The following is a 17490-nucleotide window of genomic DNA, read 5'->3' as shown; positions in this document are numbered from 1 at the left end:
TAAAAAATAAGTTTATGTTGCACTTTTGCAGTATCAAACTTAAACATTCTAAAAATGAAAACTAATATTATAAAAAAAATCCTATTCTCTCTAGTTCTAGTTATATTGTCTATTTTTTCCAATGGACAATATGTTGTCTTTTTTGCCATTTGGATTTTTACAACGATGCTACTTTTTGCAGTTAGAAAATTACCGAGATGGAAAGGTTTTTTAATAGCGTTTTTGTTTATAAGTATAAGCTACTATATTGGTTTTGATTTCGTTCCTTTTTTACCTACAATAGCTCCTATTATTATTACCCTAATTTTTAGTCTGCTTGCTTCATTACCCTATTTGGTCGACTCATTTTTTTCAAAAAAGCGTAAATCCTTTTTAAGTACCTTAATATTTCCTTGTTCTGTTGTATTAATTGAATATGTTTATCATCAATTTAATCAGTTCGGTACTTTTGGGCATTTTGCTTACACCCAACAATCTCAACTTATTTTTTTACAATCCATTTCCATTTTTGGATTAGGCTACATCACATTTTTAATTGCTTGGTTTGCTTCTGTCAGTAATTGGATTTACGAATACAAAAATGAATGGAAAAATTTAAAAAAAGGAATACTTATTTATAGCCTTGTTTTTGGTCTTACATTAATATTTGGAAGTTATCGTGTGCAAATTCAAAAACATAATTCTGAAACTGTTCGTATAGCTTCTATTTCTGCTATAGATAGTCTTAAAGTTATGGTTGATATTCAAGGAATAAATAAAAAAGAAACTGAAAATGAGGTTAAAATTGAAACTAGACGAAATACATCGATATTAAATCAAAATTTATTCGATAGAAGTATTAAAGAAGCAGAAGCTGGAGCAAAAATAGTTTTTTGGGCAGAAGGCAATGCTGTAATATTAAAAGAAGATGAAAAGGAGCTTTACAAAAAAGCAAGTCAAGTAGCGTTAGAAAAAAACATCTATTTAGGCATAGGCGTTGCAGTAATTGACCCTTCAAATAGTAAATTTCTTGAAAATAAGTTTATTTTATTCAACAACGAAGGAAAAAAAGTTATTGATTATTGGAAAGGTATTTCAGTACCTGGTGGCGAAGTTGAAATTAGCAATAATAAAACAACTGGAATCCAAAAAATAGAAACTGATTATGGAACTATCGCAGGTGTAATTTGCTTTGATTTAGATTTTCCAAATTATTTGAAAGATGCCAGTGGTTCTGACATTTTGTTAGCACCTAGTAATGATTGGAAAGAAGTTGCAAAACTTCACACCGATATGTCAAAATTTAGAGCGATAGAGCAAGGCTTTAATTTTATTCGTCAAACCAGTCTTGGAATATCAATTGGTACAGATTATACAGGAGAAGTAATTAGTGAAATGGATGATTTTACAGATAATAATAAAGTTATGATAACCCGATTACCAACTAAAGGAACGAAAACAATATATTCTATGATTGGAGATACATTTATTGCTTTATGCTTGTTATTATTAATTTTGACAATCATAATTCTTAAAAATAAGAATCAGAAAAAGGAAGCAACTAATTGAAATAAACCAAGCGGAAAAGCCAGTTGCCAACACCGTATATAATTTATTGCTGGCTTCTCGCCTATTTACGAAATTAGTTGCTTGAAAGACGCAACTTTCCACAAAAAAAAATGAACTCTCACAAGTCCGTTTTTTTTTATATAAAATATTTAGTAAAAATCTATTCAGTCAAAGCAGCTCCAGAAGCAACAATTAGCCTATCCAATTTATAATAGAACTATTATAACATTATAATTTGTTTTATCAATCTAACTACTATAGAATTATTAATTGCAACAAGGTTAAACAGTCGTTAAAACGGATAAGAAAATGAAGATTATGAATACATCACAAGAAAGAATTATAGAACTGTAAAGCGAATTGAGAAAACACGCTAACAGCAACTTAAAAACAACTACAAAAGATCTAATTTAGTTTGTTTCTAAGTTTTTAAAAAGCTAACTTCGTTAACTTCTGATATAAAACATTGAAACGATTTCATATCATTAGAGTTACCTACAAGCTGAAAAAAAAATCTAAATGCCAATAGAAAATATACCTGAAATTTATTTTCAGAATAAGAATACTGCTCTAGACATATTTGTATATGATTTTAAGATGACTAGCGATGTCGTAAAAAGCAAAGTCAATTTAAGCATGAATATGTTTAGCTTTTTACAAGTTGGAAAAAAGCAAGTACACTTTGCTGGCACCTCGGTTGCAGTAAATAAAGCGCAATCGTTGTTGCTTAAAAAAGGAAATTGGCTTTGGACTGAACTATTAGATACTGAAGCTATTTATTATTGCAAGCTTTTCTTCTTTTCTGAAAAAAAACTAACCGACTTCTTAAGTAAGTACACTAACGATGTTAAACCTTATAAAGAAGATGCACCCTATTTTGTAATTGAAAATGATGATTATATTGCTGCTTTTATTAATTCTTTATCATCTAACACCTTTATAGATCAAAGTTATAGTAGTGCCTTATTATCTTTAAAATTTGAAGAGATAATGCTATATATGCTAAATAAATATGGTGATAAATTCGAGATTTATTTACATTCTTTAATTTCTAAAGAAGTTTCGCCATTCAAAAACACAGTAGAAAGCAATGTGCATTCTAATTTAAAATTGGAAGAAATTGCCTTTCTCTGTAACATGAGCTTATCGACTTTTAAACGTCATTTTACAAACGAATATAAAGTACCACCTGGAAAATGGCTTCAAGATAAACGCTTACAAAAAGCAAAAGAATTACTGCAAGGAGGCGAATTAAAAGCTTCGGATATTTATTTGGACATCGGTTATAACAACCTATCTAACTTTAGTACAGCCTTTAAAAACAAGTTTGGAGTTAGTCCAGCAGATATTTATAATTAAAATACAATCACGTAAATCACTGTTTATTAGGAATTTAGTAAGCACAGTAAAGTTTATATTTTCACAAACCATCACATTGACCTTTTTTCATAAGTTATTGAACCATATCAATAAATAAGAAAGTAACAATCCACCATACATTTGTACCATAATTACAAACGCTTGTTTTAGCAAGCATAAATTAATAATCAAATTTAAAATAAATAATTATGGCAAATGTAACTAAACCTGTATTCAAAGAAAGGTACGGGAACTTTATTGGAGGGAAATTCGTAGCACCTGTTAAAGGTCAGTATTTCGACAATGTCTCTCCTGTAGATGGGAAAGTATTTACTCAAGCAGCACGTTCAACTCAAGAAGATATTGATCTTGCTTTAGATGCAGCACACGAAGCGTTTCCATCTTGGAGTACATCTTCAGTAACAGAACGTAGTAATGCGTTATTAAAAATTGCGCAAGTAATGGAAGATAACTTCGAATACTTAGCAACTTTAGAGACTATCGATAATGGGAAACCAATTCGTGAATCTCGTGCAGCAGATATCCCTTACTGTATTGATCACTTCCGTTATTTCGCCGGTATTATCCGTGCAGATGAAGGTTCTATTTCAGAACACGACAAAAACACAGTTAGTATCGTATTAAACGAACCTATTGGTGTTGTTGGTGAAATTATCCCTTGGAACTTCCCAATGTTAATGTTAGCTTGGAAAATAGCTCCAGCTTTAGCAGCAGGTTGTACAGCGGTTGTAAAACCAGCAGAACAAACTCCTACTAGTGTTATTGCATTAATGGAACTTATAGGTGATATTTTACCTGCAGGTGTATTAAACATAGTAACAGGTTTTGGTGCAGAAGCTGGTGCAGCTTTAGCAACATCTAAGCGTATCGCTAAACTTTCTTTCACTGGTTCTACAGAAACAGGTCGTAAAGTTTTACACAATGCAGCAGAAAACATTATTCCAGTAACAATGGAATTAGGTGGTAAATCTCCAAACGTATTTTTTCCTTCTGTAGCAGATCACGATGATGAATTCTTTAGTAAAGCTATTGAAGGCGCATTAATGTTTGCTCTAAATCAAGGAGAAATTTGTACTGCTCCTTCTCGTATTTTAGTTCACGAAGATATTGCTGATCAATTTATCGAAAAAATGAAAGTGCGTTTAAAAGCAATCAAAACAGGGAATCCATTAGATCCTGAAACAATGATTGGTTCTCAAGTTTCTAAACCACAATACGATAAAATTCTTAGCTATATTAAAATTGGTAAAGAAGAAGGTGCAGAAGTTGTAGCTGGTGGAGATGCTGGTAACTATGAAGGGGAGCTTTCTGAAGGATACTACATCCAACCAACCGTATTAAAAGGTAAGAACAACATGCGTGTCTTCCAAGAAGAAATTTTTGGCCCAGTTGTAGCTTTAACAACTTTCAGTTCTACTGAAGAAGCTATTGCAATCGCAAATGATACACCTTATGGTTTAGGTGCTGGTGTTTGGTCTCGTGATGCTCACGAATTATTCCAAGTTCCTCGTGCTATCCAAGCTGGTAGGGTTTGGGTAAACCAATACCATACATATCCTGCTCACGCACCTTTTGGTGGAGTTAAAGAATCAGGATTTGGTCGTGAAAACCACAAAATGGCATTAGATCATTACCGTGTTGTAAAAAACATGTTGATCTCTTACGACAAAAAACCAATGGGATTCTTTTAATCGAGTAATAACCTTTAAATTTTCAAGTAAAATCCCAGACTATTCTGGGGTTTTATTTTTTAAGCCTTATAATTATAACTTTTAACGCTTAAAATTATGAAAAAAACCTTCTATCTATTCCGATACATAAGTTGGGTTGCCATTATTTGTTCCCTTCTTGGCTCGTTTCTACTGTTTATTGTTGGTGCTTTAAAAACCATTAACGCCTTTAGAGTTGTCATCTTTAATTATATTCCAGAAGACAAAGCACATTTGCATACAGCAGATATAGCGACAACATATCTTATAAAATCTTTAGATACATTTTTAATAGCTTTTGGTCCTTTTTATATTTGCACACGGTGTTTATACTTTATTTATTTCTAATAAAAAATATGATGATGGAAAAAACGTCTTAAAATGGATTAGAACTCCCAACATTGGTCATTTAAAAAATGTGCTTGCTGAAGTTATTGTTATAATCCTTTTCGTGAAATTTCTTGAAGTAGTTTTTGTGAATATTGACAACCTTAAATGGGAAATTATAATACTTCCTATTTCAATTGTTCTTTTAGCTCTTGGTTTAAAGTTTCTGAAACTGAATAAAGAAGAAATAGAAAAATAACTATTACTTAAAAGTGGAATAAAGCCTGGAGGTAACACCGTGTAAAATTAATTGCTATTTATGGCATAAATAGGAAAATACTCGTAGGTTTTTACTTCAATTTTTTTTACTAAATTCATTGCTGAAATCACGCAACTAATCATACACAACAACGTTTACGAAACAAAAAAAATCAATCACAAAAAAAAACGAACTCTCACAAGTCCGTTTTTTTTTATATAAAATATTTAGTAAAAATCTATTCCGCTAAAGCAGCTCCACTAGCAGCAACAGATCTATCAATCTTACGCATTAAACCCTGTAACACTTTACCAGGTCCAACCTCAACAAATTCAGTTCCACCATCAGCAATCATTGCTTGTATACATTGCGTCCATTTTACAGGCGCAGTTAATTGTGCAATTAAATTTTGTTTAATCTCATCTGGACTCGTAACAGCCTTTGCAACCACATTCTGATAAATTGCACACGTAGGCTCACTAAATTCCGTTGCCTCAATTGCAGCTGCTAATTCAGCTCTTGCAGGCTCCATCATTGGCGAATGAAACGCACCACCAACAGGCAATAACAACGCTCTTCTTGCTCCTTTTTCGGTTAAAACTTCACACGCTTTTTCAACCGCAGCAATTTCCCCAGAAATAACCAATTGCCCAGGACAATTATAATTTGCAGCAACCACTACTCCATCAATTTCTTTACATGTATTCTCAACAATATCATCAGCCAAACCTAAAACGGCTGCCATTGTAGAAGGCGCAGCTTCACACGCTTTTTGCATTGCCAAAGCACGTTTAGAAACCAATTTTAAACCATCATCAAAAGTTAAAACTCCGTTTGCAACCAAAGCAGATAATTCTCCTAAAGAATGTCCTGCAACCATTTCTGGCTGAAAAGAATCTCCTAAAACTTTCGCTAAAATTACCGAATGTAAAAAGATTGCAGGCTGCGTAACTTTCGTTTCTTTTAATTGCTCTGCAGTTCCTTCAAACATAATATCTGTAATAGAGAATCCTAAAATTTTGTTTGCTTTTTCAAAGTATTCTTGCGCCAATGCAGATTTTTCGTATAAATCCAATCCCATTCCTGTAAATTGTGCTCCTTGACCAGGAAAAATATATGCTTTCATAAAATATGTATTTCTGTAGTTGTTTATGCTTCTTATTAAACGCAAAAATAATCATTTTTATTTGAAGCTAATCCCGCTTTACGCACTCGCTTTTTTGTAAAAACAAAAAGAGCTCAAACAATTGCTTCAATCGGGGCTAAACCAATTAAAGGACCTATTCTAAAACTAAAAAATCTATTATTTTTTTAATAACTTCACCTCTTTAAATTATAAGAATAAAAAGCATTAACCTTAATTTAACAAGAATCGGAATCATTTTTGTAATCAACTTAAAAACGTTTCGTCTACATTAATAGAAATTATATAAAAATGAAAAAAATACTTTTAATATTAGTTGCTATTTTTACTTTATCACAAGTAAATGCACAGACATCAATTTTTAACAGCTTATTACAAAAACACGTTACAAAAAGCGGAATTGTAGATTACAAATCTTTAAAAAATGACGAAGCGAAGTTAGATAGCTACATTTCTTATTTAGAAAAAACAACACCTGCTAGTTCTTGGTCTACCAACAAACAAAAAGCATTTTGGATTAACGCCTACAATGCATATACCATTAAAAAAATCTTAGAAAACTACCCTCTAAAAAGTATTATGGACATTAAAGAAGGTGGTAAAACTGCTTGGAAAATTCCTTTTGCTAAAGTTGGCGGACAAACATATACTTTAGATCATATAGAACACAATATTTTACGTAAAAACTTATTTGATGCTAGAATTCATGTAGGCGTAAATTGTGCTTCAGGTTCTTGTCCTAAATTAGGAAACGAAGCTTTTACAGAAAAAAATGTAGATGTTAATTTAGAAAAACTAATGATTGCTTTTGTAAACGATACTTCTAGAAATAAAATTTCAACCAAAAAGGTTCAAATCTCTTCAATTTTCGACTGGTTTAAAGATGATTTTACAAAAAATGGTACTGTAATAGATTATTTAAATAAATACTCTAAAACAGAAATCAATAAAAATGCTAAAATTGGTTATTTAAAATATGACTGGAGTTTAAACGGAAAATAAATTATTATCTTTCCCTCTTAATTATTCAAAAGATAAAAAATGTCTAAAACATATTACGACGCTGCAGATTTAAGAAAATTTGGAAAAATAACTGAATGGAGCGAAGAACTTGGTAACAAATTTTTCGACTATTATGGTAAAGTTTTTGAAGAAGGCGCATTAACTGCTCGCGAAAAATCTTTAATCGCTTTGGCAGTTGCACACACAGAACAATGCCCATATTGTATAGATGCTTACACAAAAGACAGCTTACAACGCGGTATTACAAAAGAACAAATGATGGAAGCAATTCATGTTGGTGCTGCAATTAAAAGTGGTGCAACATTAGTTCACGGAGTTCAAATGATGAATAAAGTGAATAAATTAGAAATGTAAGCGAAGTTTATTTATTTCAATAAGAAAAAAGAAATTGCTTATTTCTAAGAATGCAAAGCTAAAACCAAACCATCAATTTTTTCGTATATAAAATCACAAAGAATACAACAATTTAATGGCTACAAAATCACTAAAAGCAAGAAATAACGACATTGCAAATACGGCTCGTCAAATGGAAATACTTTCTAGCGGAATTTTCGCAAACGGAGAATTACCAACATTTGCAGCAAAAATAAAAGAAACAGGTCATTTTCCTTTACGTCCTAAAAAATTAGAAATTCTACAAATAAACTTAGGCTACATGTGTAACCAGGTTTGTTCTCATTGCCATGTAGATGCTGGTCCAGATCGTAAAGAAATTATGACTAAAGAAACCATGCAACAATGTTTAGATGTTATTAAAAAAACAGAAGCACATACGTTAGATTTAACTGGTGGAGCGCCAGAGATGAATCCTAATTTTAGATGGTTTGTAGAAGAAGCATCTAAAGCAGGTATTAAAGATTTTATTGTACGTTCTAATTTAACAATTATTAGAGCGAATAAAAAATATTACGATTTACCAGAATTCTTTAAAAAACACGGGGTGCATGTGGTTTCTTCTATGCCGCATTGGACGCGTGGAAAAACCGACAAACAACGTGGAGATGGTGTTTTCGATAAATCTATAAAAGCATTGCAAGAATTAAATGCTATTGGTTATGGTTTAGAAGGTTCTGGCTTAAAATTAGATTTGGTATATAATCCTTCCGGAGCATTTTTACCTGGAGATCAAATGGCTTTGCAAAATGATTTTAAAAAGGCATTAAAAACTGAATTTGGTATCGATTTTCATGAACTTTTTGCAATTACAAACTTACCAATTAGTCGTTTTTTAGATTATTTAATCGCATCAGATAATTATGAAGATTATATGCATTCTTTATTAGATGCCTACAATCCTACGGCAGTAGAAAATGTAATGTGTACAAATACAATTTCTATTAGTTGGGATGGTTGGTTGTATGATTGCGACTTTAATCAAATGTTAAATCTAAAAGTTGCTAGTAAAGTAAAACACATCGCAGACTATAACGAAGAGTTGTTACAAGACAGAAACATTATTATAAATCAGCATTGTTACGGTTGTACTGCTGGTGCAGGAAGTAGCTGTCAAGGAGTTGTTGCTTAATTTATGAACCAGAAAACTGCCATATTAATTTTTGCGAATTCTGCTGAAAAAGAAGTAGAAAGAAAATCGTTTCTTTCTACGGAAGTTTTTGCGGCATTAAATTCACACACCTTAAAAACGGTAGAAAAATCTGGAATTGATTATTTTCATATTTCAGAAAAACAACAAATAGGAACTTCTTTTGGAGAACGTTTTTCGAATGCTATTAACGCTATTTTTAATAAAGGTTTTAATAACGTAATTACCATTGGTAATGATACACCGCATTTAAAAACACATCATTTGGTGGATACTTTACATCAACTAGAAACAAAAGATGTAGTTTTAGGACCTTCTAAAGATGGTGGTTTTTATTTAATGGGAATTAAAAAAGCCCAGTTTAATAAAGAAACCTTTATAGAATTACCTTGGCAAACGAATCGTTTGCACAAAAGTATTGCAACAATAGCAGCTACTAAAAATTTAGAGGTTCAGTTTCTAGAATTGTTAAATGATATCGATTCAAAGGAAGATATTCGATTTATCTTAAATAGCTTTAAAGCAATTCCTGAGTTTATATTAAAACTTTTACAAAAATTATTCTTCACTTTTAAAAGTACTTTTTTTTTAGAAAATTTCTCTACATTAAAAACCTCATTTTCAAAGAACTATAATAAAGGTTCTCCTCTTATTTTTGCGTAACTCTTTATTCATATTGATTCTTTCAATATAGATCAACTTCTATTTTACACAAAAATAATTACTAAATGAAACACATTTATATGTGGATTTTGTTGCTTTTAACGAGCATCAGTTTTTCACAAACAACAATTACAGGTACTATTACAGATAAAAATACCGGAGAAAAAATACCTTACGTAAGTATTACCGCAGCTACAAATAACGGAACAACCTCTAATTTAGACGGGTTTTATTCGATTGCTATTTTAGATAAAAATCAGTTTATAACTTTTAGTTATTTAGGCTATCAAACTCAAAAAATAAAAGTTGACAATCTAACAGAAATTAACGTACAACTTATAGAACAACAAACAAGTTTAAATGAAATTGTTGTTACTGCTTTGGGTGTAAATAGACAAACCAAAGAATTAGGTTATGTGGTTCAAGAAATAAAAGCAAAAGAACTTACAGAAGTAAAAACACCTAACTTTTTAGATAACTTATCTGGTAAACTAGCAGGTGTAACTATTTCTCAAGGTGCAACAGGTGTTGGTTCATCATCTAAAATAACCATTCGTGGTGAAGCTTCTTTCTCTAACAACAATCCGCTTTTTGTGGTAGATGGAACGCCAATTAACAACAACACCGTTTTTAATTTCACAAACGAAGCTGCTGCTGGTTTTCAAGAAATAGATTTTGGAAATGGTGCAATGGAAGTGAATCCTGACGATATTGAATCTGTAACGGTTTTAAAAGGACCAAGTGCCGCTGCTTTGTATGGTACAAGAGCTTCTAACGGAGTAATTGTAATTAAAACAAAAGACGGTAGCAAGAAAAAAGGATTGGGAATTAGTATTAATTCTTCCGTTACTTTTGACAGTGCTTTTCGTTTGCCAGAATTCCAAAATGAATACGGACAAGGACAAGGTGGTGCTTTTGAATATGTTGATGGTTTAGGTGGTGGAACAAGTGATAATATTACCTATTCTTGGGGACCAAAATTAGACTCTGGAAACCTAATTGCTCAATTTGATTCTCCTGTAACTTTACCAGACGGAACGGTTGTTCGTGGTGGAGATACTTCTTTATATAATGGGCTATCGATTACACCAACTTTATTTAAATCGAACCCAGATAATTTAAAAGATTTTTATCAAACAGGAGTTACTACAATAAATAATATTTCTATTACAGATAATTTTGAAGGAGGTTCTTATCGTTTATCATTAACAGATTTAGATAGCGAATCTATAATTCCGGGTGTAAATCTAGATAGAAAAACAGCGGCTTTAAAAATGAATTTTAATCCGACAGAGAAAACAAGAATTACAACTTCTTTAAACTACGTAAATTCTAGTAGCGATAATAGACCTGCAAATGGCTACGGAAGTGAAAACGCTAATTATTCTTTGGTTGCTTGGGGACCAAGATCTTTAGATATTAACAACTTAAAAAATTATTGGCAACCAGGTTTAGAAGGTGTACAACAGTATTCTTTTAACTATACTTTTTTCGACAATCCGTATTTTATCTTGAATGAAAATACCAATTCATTTAATAGAGATCGTGTATTTGGTAACATTGCTATCAATCATAAATTTACAGATAACCTAAGTGTTTCTTTGCGCTCTGGAATGGATTATTCATCAGAAAAAAGAATATTTAAACGTAATTTTAGCTCTAATCGTTTTAAAAACGGAGCGTATGCAGAACATGATGTTTTTTACAGAGAAATTAACACAGATTTCTTAATTAACTATACAAACAATTTTGGTGATTTTTCTTTTGATGCTTCTTTTGGAGGAAATAGATTAGACCAAACGGCCTCAACAAAACAATTACAAACTACCAATTTAGCACAACCAGGAATTTTTAGTTTAAACAATGCAGCTTCTCCTATAGAAGCTTTTCAGTTCGATTCTAAAAAGAGAATTAATTCTTTATACGGAATTGCAAAGTTTGGTTATAAAAATTATTTATATGTAGACATTACAGGAAGAAATGATTGGTCTAGCGCACTAGCAACTCCTTTTTCTGTAGACGGAACTTCTTTCTTTTATCCGTCTATATCTTCTAGTTTTATTTTATCAAATTATACAAAATTACCAGCAATTATTTCTTTTGCAAAATTAAGAGCGAGTGTTGCTCAGGTTGGTAATGACACAAATCCGTATCAAACATCAGGTGCTTTTGTATCGCAAACAACTTTTAATGGGCAACCAACTTTTAGCAATCAAGATTTTATTCCGAATGCAAATTTAAAACCAGAATTAACTACTTCGTATGAGTTTGGTACAGATATTCGTTTCTTTAAAGACCGTTTAAATATCGATTTCACCTATTATAATGCCACTACTAAAGATCAAATTATTTCGTTACCAATACCTATTTCATCTGGTTACAACCAACAAGTTGTAAACGGCGGAGAAGTAAATACTTCTGGTGTAGAAATTATTTTAAGCGGAACACCAATTAAAACAGCAAATTTTAAATGGAATACAACATTTAATTTTGCAACAAATAAATCTGTTATTAAAAACTTACCACAAGAAGATGGTCGTTTAACTTTAGCGTACAGTAGAATTTATGATAGCGCAAACCAAACCGTTTGGTTTCAGGTTGAAGAAGGAGGACAAATTGGAGACTTATACGGAACAGGATATCAAAAAAATGAAGAAGGACAATTTTTATTAGATGATAATGGCCGTTTTATTGCTGATAATAACTTGATTAAAATTGGAAATTACAATCCTGATTTCACTTTAGGTTGGAACAACTCTTTTAGATATAAAGATTGGAATGCTAGTTTCTTATTCGATTGGAGACAAGGAGGAGAAATTGTTTCTAGAACACGTGCTTTAGGTAATGTTGGTGGGCAATTAGCAGAAACTGCAAACAGACCAACAGCAGGTATTGTTGCGCAAGGTGTAAATGTAAATACTGGCCAACCAAACACAATTGCTGTTTCTGCAGAAAGTTATTACAGACAATTTTACGACAGAAACCATGAAGAAAACAATGTGTATGATGCTTCTTATTTAAAATTACGCCAGTTTTCTATTGGCTACACTTTAAACCTTAACGAAGGTTTTTTAGGATTAAAAAACACTTCTACAATGAACTTTTCTTTTATAGGAAACAACTTATTTGTAATTACAGAAAATCCGCATTTCGATCCAGAGCAATTAGCCGTTCAAGGAAATGGTTTTGTTAGTGGAGTTGAAGATTTAAGTTATGCTTCTAGCAGAAGTTTAGGTTTTAAAGTAGGTTTCGATTTTTAAAAAAAAGACAATGAAAAAAATTATATATACAATTGCAATTTTTGTTTTTACATTAACAAGCTGCACAAAAGATTTTGAAGAATTAAACACCAACCCAAACGCACCTGTTTCTGTGCAACCAAGTTTATTGTTAAGACAAGTTATTTATAACTTTGGCGAAAACATGAGTTATGAAGGTTTTGTTGCTGGAGATTTATTAGCACAACATAGAACTGCTTTAGATTTTAATTTATTTGACAGACACGATTTAAAAAGTCCGCAATTAGGTGGAAACCCTTGGCCAGTATTTTACACAAATTTACGTGATAATGAAATCATTTTAAAACAAGCCAAAGAAACGCCTGCTTTTGCAGTTTATGAAGGACCAGCGTTAATTTTAAAAGCACATATGGCTGCAGGATTAACCGATTTATTTGGCGATGTACCTTATTTTGAAGCCTTTAATGGAATTGAAGGAACCGTTAAACCTACATACGATTTACAGTCTGCTATTTATCAAAATGAAAACGGTATTCTAGATAATTTAGACAAAGGAATTGCTGCAATAAATGCATATGCAGGTTCAATTCCTTTGGAAGGAGATATTTTATACAATGGAGATTTAACGGCTTGGGTACAATTTGCAAACTCTTTAAAAATTAAATACTTAGTTCGTATTTCTGGTAAAGTCGATGTTTCTACTCAATTACAGACAGTATTTACAGAAGGAAACTATATTAAAAATAATAGCGAAAATGCCGTTTTCGATTTTACAAACTCAGAACCAAACAGTTTTAGATTGGCGCAGTTAAGAGTTGGTGATTTTAATAACTTTGTACTGTCTGAAACTATGGAAGAAATTTTAACTGATTTAAATGACAATAGAATTGAAACTTTTTTCAGACCTTATTCTAATTCAACTTTAGATGAATTTAATGGTTTATTAAACGGAATTGATGCTTCTTCTACTTCTGTTGCATTGTCTGATTATTCTTTAGCCGGAACTATTTTTAGAGAAGACACATCTACCTTAGATGCTAATTTTATAACTGCTTGGGAAACTAATTTCTTGTTAGCTGAGGCTGCAGAAAAAGGATTTATTACGACCAATGCAGAAACCTTATATAATACTGCGGTTGCACAAGCTTTTGAATACTGGAACACCAATTTACCAGCAACATATTTAACTACAAATGCAAATTATAATACCGTAGGAAAATCTCCTTTAGAGCAAATTATTACTCAAAAATGGATTGCTTCTATAATTAATGGTTATGAAGGATGGATTGAATACAGAAGAACAGGTTTTCCTGCTTTAAAAACAATTTCTGCAAGTTTAAATAACGATTTAATTCCTGTAAGAATGCCATATCCTGCGGAAGCAGCATCCTTAAATTCAGAAAATTATAAGGCAGCAGAAACGGCTACAAATGGAAATAGTCTAGACGTAAAAGTTTGGTGGAACGAATAGAAAAATATGGATGTAATTAATTGGCAATGGATTTTAATAATTTGTTCGAGTTTAACCTTGTACTTTTTATCTCCGCTTGCAAAAACCACAGATCAGTTTTTTAAAGCTGTACATAAGAAGAAAGCACCCAATACGTTGGTATTAACGGGTAGCTTAATTATCTCTTGGATTTTTGCAAAAAGCATTACCAATGCAGCAAATTTAGGGTTGTCTTTTGGGTTGGTTGGTGGTGTAGCTTATGCAGGTTATTACTTGTCTTTTGCGGTTGCAGGAATTATTATTTATCAATTAAGAACCAAAGGAAATTTTAAAAGTATTCACGAATTTCTAATATCTAAATTCGGTAAAAATGCGATGGCAGTTTTTTCTGTACTCATTGCTTTTCGTCTTTTTAATGAGGTTTGGAGTAATACCATGGTTATTGGAAGTTACTTTGGCGCGCAAGGAAGTAGCGGTTATTATTGGGCAATAATTATTTTTACTTTGCTTACGTTGTCTTACGCCCTAAAAGGCGGATTAAGTAGTTCTATTTTTACAGATGTTATACAAATGGTCTTGTTTTCTGTTTTGTTACTCATTATTTTAGGTACTATTTTTACTACAGATGATTTTTCTACGAAACAAATAGTAACGTCAGGAACTTGGAGTTTCGAACTAGGTTTAAACCTTTTTTTCGCAGCAATTATACAATCTTTTAGCTACCCTTTTCACGATCCTGTTTTAACCGACAGAGGGTTTATATCCTCACCAAAAGTAACTAGAAAAAGCTTTTTGTGGGCAAGTGTTTTAGGTGCAATTTGTATTGTATTATTCAGCTTAATTGGTGTGTATGCGCAAACAAAAGGAATGTCTGGGCAAGCAGCCGTAGAAGTTGGTAAAGCCTTTGGAGTGGTTATTTTATTAGTAATTAACTTTATTATGATTACCTCTGCAGCTTCTACTTTAGATTCTACTTTTTCTTCTTTCTCAAAGTTAATTGCCATCGATTTAAACATTAAAAAAACAGTTTCCTTCGGAAGAATTACCATGATAATCGTGGCTGTTTTAGGTACGATTCCGGTATTTTTAAATGCTGAAATTTTATCTGCAACCACCATTTCTGGAACTATGGTTATTGGCCTCACTCCTATTTTTATATTTTGGAAAGTAAAAGTGCCAAAAATTAGTTTTTATTTAAGTGTTTTCTGCGGATTAGTTTTCGGGTTTTTCCTCATTTTTGATATTTTTCCGGAAGCATTAATTTTTACAACAGGAAAATACGCCTCTTTATTGTGGGTAAATATTTGGGGAATTTTAAGTTGCATCATTTTATATTTTATTCCAACATGGATCAAAAAACAGTAGATTTAGGCAAAATATCAGGAAAAACTTTACTTTTTGGTGGAGTTTATAGCAATTTACAAGCTTTAGAAGCTTTAAAACAAATTGCCGAAAAAGAAAACATTGCTCCAGAAAATTGTTTTTGTACTGGAGATATTGTTGGCTATTGTGCGCAACCAGAAGAAACCGTGCAGTTGTTTAAATTGTGGGGTGCAAAAAGTATTGTTGGTAATGTAGAAATTCAATTAAGAGAAAATGCAGACGATTGCGGTTGCGATTTTAGAGAAGGTTCTCGTTGCGATGGGTTTTCTCAACTTTGGTATCCGTATGCACAAAGTAAATTGTCTGAAAACTCTTTAGATTTTCTAAAAACATTACCTAATAATATCCATTTTAAATATGCTAAAAAAAGCGTAACTGTTGTTCATGGTTCTTATTTTAATGTTTCAGAATTTATTTTTAAATCTACAAATTGGAACGTAAAAAAACCAAATTTTGAAGCTACAAATTCTGATGTTATTATTGCTGGTCATTGTGGTTTGCCATTTCATCATCAAGAAAAAGAACAACTTTGGTTAAATCCTGGTGTTATAGGAATGCCTGCTAACAACGGAATTCCGTCTGTTTGGTACGCAATCTTAGACGATTCAAAAGAAAACTTTAACTTTACACATCACACATTAAATTATAATTATAAATTAACAAGTAAATTAATGCAAAATGGTTTACTTCCCGAAGAATACTCTCGAACTATTGTTACCGGAATTTGGGACAATACAGAAATTTTACCACCCATAGAAAGTGGTTTACAAGGATTCGGAATTCAATTATAACATCAAAATAAATAATAAATCTATGAGTTATTTAGAAACTACACACAACGTTTACAAAGAAGCGGCTTTAACACCAGATGTTGGTTTGTGCTGCACAACAAACCCTATTTGGGAATTACCAGGGTTAAAAATTCCAAGAATTATGCAAGAGATGAACTACGGTTGTGGTTCTACAGTGCATGCGAGAGATTTAACAAACAACCCTAAAATGTTGTATGTTGGTGTTGGTGGCGGAATGGAATTATTACAATTTTCCTATTTTAACAGAAATAAAGGTGGTGTAATTGGTTTGGATGTTGTTGATGAAATGTTAGAAGCGTCTCGTAAAAACTTTAAAATTGCTGAAGAACAAAACGACTGGTTCAAATCTGATTTTGTTGATTTAAGAAAAGGGGACGCGATGGATTTGCCTGTAGAAGATAACTCGATTGATGTTGCTGCACAAAACTGTTTATTCAATATTTTTAAGTCAGACGATTTAAAAAAAGCAATAGCAGAAATGTACCGCGTATTAAAACCTCATGGAAAATTGGTTATGAGCGATCCTACTTGCGAACAACCTATGAACGACGAATTACGAAATGACGAACGTTTACGAGCGCTATGTTTAAGTGGAAGTTTATCTATTGCAGATTATGTAAAAGCGTTAACAGATGCTGGTTTTGGTACGATTGAAATTAGAGCAAGAAAACCATACAGAATTTTAGATCCAAAAAATTACCCAACAGACGAACTAATTTATATTGAATCGATTGAAGTTGCGGCAATTAAAGACCCAATGCCTGCAGACGGACCTTGTATTTTTACAGGAAGAGCTGCTATTTATTATGGTGATGAAGACTTTTTTGATGATGGCTTAGGACATACGTTGTTAAAAAACCAACCTTTAGCAATTTGCGATAAAACAACCGCTACTTTACAAGCTTTAGGAAGAGATGATATTTTCTTTTCAGAATCTACGTTTCATTATGATGGTGGTGGATGTTGTTAGTCTTTGCAATTGATTATGGTAAACAACTAATAAAAACATT

General features: G+C 31.9%; 15 protein-coding genes. 14 read left to right on the top strand and 1 reads right to left on the bottom strand.

All coding sequences use genetic code 11. From position 1 onward, the window contains the following. Positions 1-54 precede the first annotated feature (54 nt). The 5 genes from SHK09_RS07065 to SHK09_RS07050 all read left to right on the top strand — a co-directional run bounded on the left by SHK09_RS07065 (position 55) and on the right by SHK09_RS07050 (position 5223). On the top strand, positions 55-1548 hold the full coding sequence (locus SHK09_RS07065; RefSeq protein ID WP_319810081.1) for a nitrilase-related carbon-nitrogen hydrolase: 1494 nt from the start codon (positions 55-57) through the stop codon (positions 1546-1548). Positions 1549-2067: 519 nt separating this feature from the next. Then, on the top strand, positions 2068-2907 hold the full coding sequence (locus SHK09_RS07060; RefSeq protein WP_319810080.1) for an AraC family transcriptional regulator: 840 nt from the start codon (positions 2068-2070) through the stop codon (positions 2905-2907). A 209-nt stretch (positions 2908-3116) separates the two neighbouring features. Then, a complete protein-coding gene (locus SHK09_RS07055; protein ID WP_319810079.1) occupies positions 3117-4619 on the top strand; it encodes an aldehyde dehydrogenase family protein in 1503 nt (500 codons plus the stop codon). Positions 4620-4715: 96 nt separating this feature from the next. Then, a complete protein-coding gene (locus SHK09_RS15425; RefSeq protein WP_413774275.1) occupies positions 4716-4985 on the top strand; it encodes a YqhA family protein in 270 nt (89 codons plus the stop codon). Then, a complete protein-coding gene (locus SHK09_RS07050; RefSeq protein WP_319810078.1) occupies positions 4936-5223 on the top strand; it encodes a YqhA family protein in 288 nt (95 codons plus the stop codon). Before SHK09_RS15425 ends, SHK09_RS07050 begins: the two co-directional genes overlap by 50 nt. 238 nt (positions 5224-5461) lie before the next feature. Here SHK09_RS07050 and fabD read toward each other — a convergent pair whose 3' ends face one another. Next, complete coding sequence (gene fabD / locus SHK09_RS07045; protein WP_319810077.1) at positions 5462-6349, bottom strand: ACP S-malonyltransferase; 888 nt, start codon at positions 6347-6349, stop codon at positions 5462-5464. Positions 6350-6658: 309 nt separating this feature from the next. On the opposite strand from fabD, the gene SHK09_RS07040 reads away from it, so the two are divergent. The 9 genes from SHK09_RS07040 (at position 6659) to arsM (ending at position 17450) form a co-directional block, all read left to right on the top strand. Further along, entirely contained in the window at positions 6659-7369 is a 711-nt protein-coding gene (locus SHK09_RS07040; protein WP_319810076.1) for a DUF547 domain-containing protein, read from the top strand. A gap of 39 nt (positions 7370-7408) precedes the next feature. Continuing rightward, the gene (locus tag SHK09_RS07035) at positions 7409-7744 is read left to right on the top strand and encodes an arsenosugar biosynthesis-associated peroxidase-like protein (protein WP_319810075.1); all 336 of its coding nucleotides are present in this window, start codon (positions 7409-7411) and stop codon (positions 7742-7744) included. Positions 7745-7859: 115 nt separating this feature from the next. Beyond that, positions 7860-8915 (top strand): arsenosugar biosynthesis radical SAM (seleno)protein ArsS, encoded by a 1056-nt coding sequence (gene arsS, locus SHK09_RS07030; protein ID WP_319810074.1) that lies wholly within the window; start codon positions 7860-7862, stop codon positions 8913-8915. Positions 8916-8918: 3 nt separating this feature from the next. Then, entirely contained in the window at positions 8919-9596 is a 678-nt protein-coding gene (locus tag SHK09_RS07025) for a DUF2064 domain-containing protein (RefSeq protein WP_319810073.1), read from the top strand. 65 nt (positions 9597-9661) lie between these two features. After that, positions 9662-12856, top strand: a complete 3195-nt coding sequence (locus SHK09_RS07020; protein ID WP_319810072.1) for a SusC/RagA family TonB-linked outer membrane protein — start codon at positions 9662-9664, stop codon at positions 12854-12856. A gap of 10 nt (positions 12857-12866) precedes the next feature. Beyond that, the gene (locus tag SHK09_RS07015; RefSeq protein WP_319810071.1) at positions 12867-14306 is read left to right on the top strand and encodes a SusD/RagB family nutrient-binding outer membrane lipoprotein; all 1440 of its coding nucleotides are present in this window, start codon (positions 12867-12869) and stop codon (positions 14304-14306) included. A 6-nt stretch (positions 14307-14312) separates the two neighbouring features. Continuing rightward, the gene (locus SHK09_RS07010; protein WP_319810070.1) at positions 14313-15650 is read left to right on the top strand and encodes a sodium:solute symporter; all 1338 of its coding nucleotides are present in this window, start codon (positions 14313-14315) and stop codon (positions 15648-15650) included. Further along, complete coding sequence (locus tag SHK09_RS07005; protein ID WP_319810069.1) at positions 15632-16459, top strand: metallophosphoesterase family protein; 828 nt, start codon at positions 15632-15634, stop codon at positions 16457-16459. The genes SHK09_RS07010 and SHK09_RS07005 overlap by 19 nt, the downstream gene beginning before the upstream one ends. Positions 16460-16481: 22 nt before the next feature. Next, positions 16482-17450 carry an arsenosugar biosynthesis arsenite methyltransferase ArsM gene (gene arsM / locus SHK09_RS07000; RefSeq protein WP_319810068.1) on the top strand — a complete coding sequence of 323 codons (969 nt, stop codon included), beginning with the start codon at positions 16482-16484 and terminating at the stop codon, positions 17448-17450. The last annotated feature ends 40 nt before the right edge of the window (positions 17451-17490 follow it).

This window comes from Polaribacter sp. PL03, from assembly GCF_033875165.1.
GTDB lineage: Bacteria > Bacteroidota > Bacteroidia > Flavobacteriales > Flavobacteriaceae > Polaribacter.
Note: the sequence above shows the minus strand (reverse complement) of the source record. Positions and strands in the feature narration are given on the sequence as shown.

Excerpts from the sequence above, each read along its gene's own strand:
- SHK09_RS07055 (WP_319810079.1), top strand. The coding sequence starts at position 3,117 with ATGGCAAATGTAACTAAACCTGTATTCAAAGAAAGGTACGGGAACTTT.
- SHK09_RS15425 (WP_413774275.1), top strand. The coding sequence starts at position 4,716 with ATGAAAAAAACCTTCTATCTATTCCGATACATAAGTTGGGTTGCCATT.
- fabD (WP_319810077.1), bottom strand. The coding sequence starts at position 6,349 with ATGAAAGCATATATTTTTCCTGGTCAAGGAGCACAATTTACAGGAATG.
- SHK09_RS07005 (WP_319810069.1), top strand. The coding sequence starts at position 15,632 with ATGGATCAAAAAACAGTAGATTTAGGCAAAATATCAGGAAAAACTTTA.
- SHK09_RS07065 (WP_319810081.1), top strand. The coding sequence starts at position 55 with ATGAAAACTAATATTATAAAAAAAATCCTATTCTCTCTAGTTCTAGTT.
- SHK09_RS07060 (WP_319810080.1), top strand. The coding sequence starts at position 2,068 with ATGCCAATAGAAAATATACCTGAAATTTATTTTCAGAATAAGAATACT.
- SHK09_RS07020 (WP_319810072.1), top strand. The coding sequence starts at position 9,662 with ATGAAACACATTTATATGTGGATTTTGTTGCTTTTAACGAGCATCAGT.
- SHK09_RS07015 (WP_319810071.1), top strand. The coding sequence starts at position 12,867 with ATGAAAAAAATTATATATACAATTGCAATTTTTGTTTTTACATTAACA.
- arsM (WP_319810068.1), top strand. The coding sequence starts at position 16,482 with ATGAGTTATTTAGAAACTACACACAACGTTTACAAAGAAGCGGCTTTA.
- SHK09_RS07040 (WP_319810076.1), top strand. The coding sequence starts at position 6,659 with ATGAAAAAAATACTTTTAATATTAGTTGCTATTTTTACTTTATCACAA.
- arsS (WP_319810074.1), top strand. The coding sequence starts at position 7,860 with ATGGCTACAAAATCACTAAAAGCAAGAAATAACGACATTGCAAATACG.
- SHK09_RS07025 (WP_319810073.1), top strand. The coding sequence starts at position 8,919 with ATGAACCAGAAAACTGCCATATTAATTTTTGCGAATTCTGCTGAAAAA.
- SHK09_RS07035 (WP_319810075.1), top strand. The coding sequence starts at position 7,409 with ATGTCTAAAACATATTACGACGCTGCAGATTTAAGAAAATTTGGAAAA.
- SHK09_RS07010 (WP_319810070.1), top strand. The coding sequence starts at position 14,313 with ATGGATGTAATTAATTGGCAATGGATTTTAATAATTTGTTCGAGTTTA.